Annotated in this window: 4 protein-coding genes and 1 pseudogene; 4 read left to right on the forward strand and 1 reads right to left on the reverse strand. The window is 63.4% G+C overall.

Translation table 11 applies throughout. The features are described from left to right. The 4 genes from EN879_RS31030 to EN879_RS31045 form a co-directional block, all read left to right on the forward strand. Positions 1-779, forward strand: a 779-nt coding sequence (locus EN879_RS31030) for a TSUP family transporter (protein ID WP_245493892.1), incomplete at its 5' end; no start/stop codon positions are given. A gap of 51 nt (positions 780-830) precedes the next feature. Further along, positions 831-1,001, forward strand: coding sequence for a hypothetical protein (locus tag EN879_RS31035; protein ID WP_082826471.1), 171 nt, complete (start codon positions 831-833; stop codon positions 999-1,001). Positions 1,002-1,102: 101 nt separating this feature from the next. Continuing rightward, a complete protein-coding gene (locus EN879_RS31040; RefSeq protein ID WP_063168184.1) occupies positions 1,103-1,933 on the forward strand; it encodes an AraC family transcriptional regulator in 831 nt (276 codons plus the stop codon). 72 nt (positions 1,934-2,005) lie between these two features. Next, positions 2,006-2,425, forward strand: coding sequence for a VOC family protein (locus EN879_RS31045; RefSeq protein ID WP_063168185.1), 420 nt, complete (start codon positions 2,006-2,008; stop codon positions 2,423-2,425). 12 nt (positions 2,426-2,437) lie between these two features. On the opposite strand, the pseudogene EN879_RS31050 reads toward EN879_RS31045, so the two are convergent. Continuing rightward, positions 2,438-2,802 (reverse strand): annotated as a pseudogene (locus EN879_RS31050) (cobyric acid synthase CobQ); the annotation flags it as partial.

The following is a 2,802-nucleotide window of genomic DNA, read 5'->3' on the forward strand; positions in this document are numbered from 1 at the left end:
ACCTTAGTATCCAGACCGTCGCCATGCTCGCTTTCGCCGCTTTTGCTGCGGGCTTTGTCGATTCGATCGCCGGCGGCGGCGGGCTGATCACAGTGCCGGCGCTGCTGCTTGCCGGCTTCACGCCGGTCCAGGCGCTCGCCACCAACAAACTGCAAGGCATGTTCGGCTCGGGCTCGGCGACCATCCACTACGCGTCGAAGGGTCATGTCGACCTGCGCCGGCAATTGCCGTCGGCGCTTCTGGCCCTTGTCGGCAGCGCCATCGGCGCCTTGCTGGCGACGATCGTGCCGGGTGACATACTGCGGGCTGCCCTGCCCATCGTGCTGATCGCCATCGCGCTCTACTTCGCGTTCAAGCCCAACATGAACGATGTCGACCGCGCCGAGCGCCTGTCGCCGTTCCTGTTTGGATTGACCTTGGTGCCCGCCATCGGCTTCTACGATGGCCTGTTCGGGCCAGGCGCCGGCTCCTTTTACATGCTGGCCTTCGTGGCACTTGCCGGCTACGGCGTGCTCAAGGCGACGGCGCATACCAAATTGCTCAACTTCGCCTCCAACATCGGCGGCTTCATCGTCTTCGCGGCCTTCGGCGTCGTCTACTGGAAGATCGGTCTGATGATGGGCGTCGCCCAGTTCCTCGGCGCTCGCGTCGGCGCCAGCCTGGCCATGCGCATCGGCGCAAGACTGATCAAGCCGCTGCTGGTGATCGTATGCCTGGCGCTTGCTGTGAAGCTGCTGGCTGACCCGGCGAACCCGCTGCGGGCCTTGATTGGTGTGTGATCCCGCGCCCTGATAGGATGCCGCTGTTCGAATCATGTTGGAGAGGCAGACATGAATCTTAGCGCACCTACCCAGATCGTTTTTATCATCTCCGTTGTTATCGCCATCATCGGCGTTCTCGCCGCGCTTGGCGTTCTCTCATTCATTCCACTCGCATCGGCGTGGATCGTGCTTATTGCTTTCATCGTGCTTGCCGGCGGCTGCTTGATGCGCGGCGCCTGACCATTTCCCTTGAAGTGGGGACGAGGAGCGCCCGGCCAAAAGCCGGGCGCTTTTGATTCCGGCCCTTGGTCTGTTAGATTTGACTGGCGCGAGGATGGCCGATGCCAGTCAAGATGCAACCCCAGCAAGAGCAGGACCGGTCCGTCGCCGGGCGGTTTGAGATGCGCCGGCGCCTGCCCGATCCTCGACTTCAGGGCATTGTGTCGGACATTTGCGGCTATCGCGAAATGGCGCCCGGCCATATGCGCAACGTCGAATATGCGTCGCTCACCGTACCGCTGGTCATCAGCTTCGCCGAACCCTTCGCCATCGGCCTCGGCAAGGCGCCCGGCGACAATGACCGCTTCGCCAGTTTCGCCGCCGGCCTCTTTGCCGGACCGGTGGTGATCGAATCCTTCGGCGGCGCCTGCTGCGTCCAGGTCAACTTCACGCCGCTTGGCGCACGCCGTTTCTTCCGCCTGCCGATGAGCGAACTGACAGACAGCATGGTCGTCCTCGACGACGTGCTTGGCGCTCAGGGCTTGGCGCTGCGTGAATGGCTGGGCAATGCGCCGGATTGGACGACGCGTTTCGACATGGCCGAAGCCTTCGTCACCGCCCGTCTCGAGAAGGCCGCCGAGACGCCACTTGAAATCGCCTGGGCCTATGACCGCATCATCACATCCGGCGGCCGGACCCGCATTGCATCGATCGCCGAAAGGCTGGGCTGGAGCCGCAAACATCTCGCCGGCAGTTTTTCCAACGCCATCGGCATGGGCCCCAAGACACTGTCGCGCATCGTCCGCTTCAACCGCGCGCTCGGCCTGTCGAGGCAGCAGGCCGTCGACTGGGCCGATATCGCAGCCGATTGCGGCTATGCCGACCAGGCGCATCTGGTACGCGAATTCCGCGACCTCGCCGGCGAGACACCAACCGGAATCTCGGCCAGGTAACATTTCTTCAAGACGCCGGAACGGCCTTTACCCACAGTGGGGCATCGACCAACCCCACTGAAGGAGATCGACATGACCACCACCACCGAAGCGCCCCGCCTCTACCCCGCCTTGCGCTACAGGAACGCGGCAAAGATGATCGACTGGCTGGGCGAAGCCTTCGGCTTCAGCGTCCGGGCCCGCTATGGCGAAGGCGACGTCGTGCACCATGCCGAACTGGTCTTCGGCTCCTCGATGATCATGCTGGGCACCGTGCGCGACGACGACTACGGCAAGATGGTCGGCGAACCCGGCTCAGGCGGCGGCAAGTCGATCTACATCGCCGTCGATGATGCCGATGCCGCCTATGCCAAGGGCAGGAAGGCTGGCGCCACGATCATCCAGGAATTGACCAACCGCGACTATGGCAGCCGCGAGTTCATCTGCCGCGACCCGGAAGGCAACGTCTGGTCCTTCGGTACCTACTGGCCGAAGGCAGGCGACAAGGGCTGAGCCAACCGCGAATTACCGCGCCAGTGCAAAGATCGCGTCGCAGTCGAGATGGGTCTCCAGCTCGGCTGCGACCTCGTCCAGCGCCCGCTCGACCTCGGCTCGGTAATCGATGCCGCCGCCCTTGATGCCGAGGCTTTCGAGGAATCTTCCGCGAAAGCCGTCGGCGCCAAACAGACCGTGCATATAGGTGCCGATCACCTTGCCATCGACCGACACTGCCCCGTCATCGATGCCATTGATGACTGCAGACGGCCTCAGCGTATCCGGCCCGGTGGTGCGGCCGAGATGGATTTCATAGCCTTCGAGCGGCAGGTCGAACGGCACCGAACGGGCGCTGACGTTGCGCACCGTCTTTTCCGGCTCCATCACCGTTTCGA

The organism is Mesorhizobium sp. M7A.F.Ca.AU.002.02.1.1, assembly GCF_003998535.1.
GTDB lineage: Bacteria > Pseudomonadota > Alphaproteobacteria > Rhizobiales > Rhizobiaceae > Mesorhizobium > Mesorhizobium ciceri.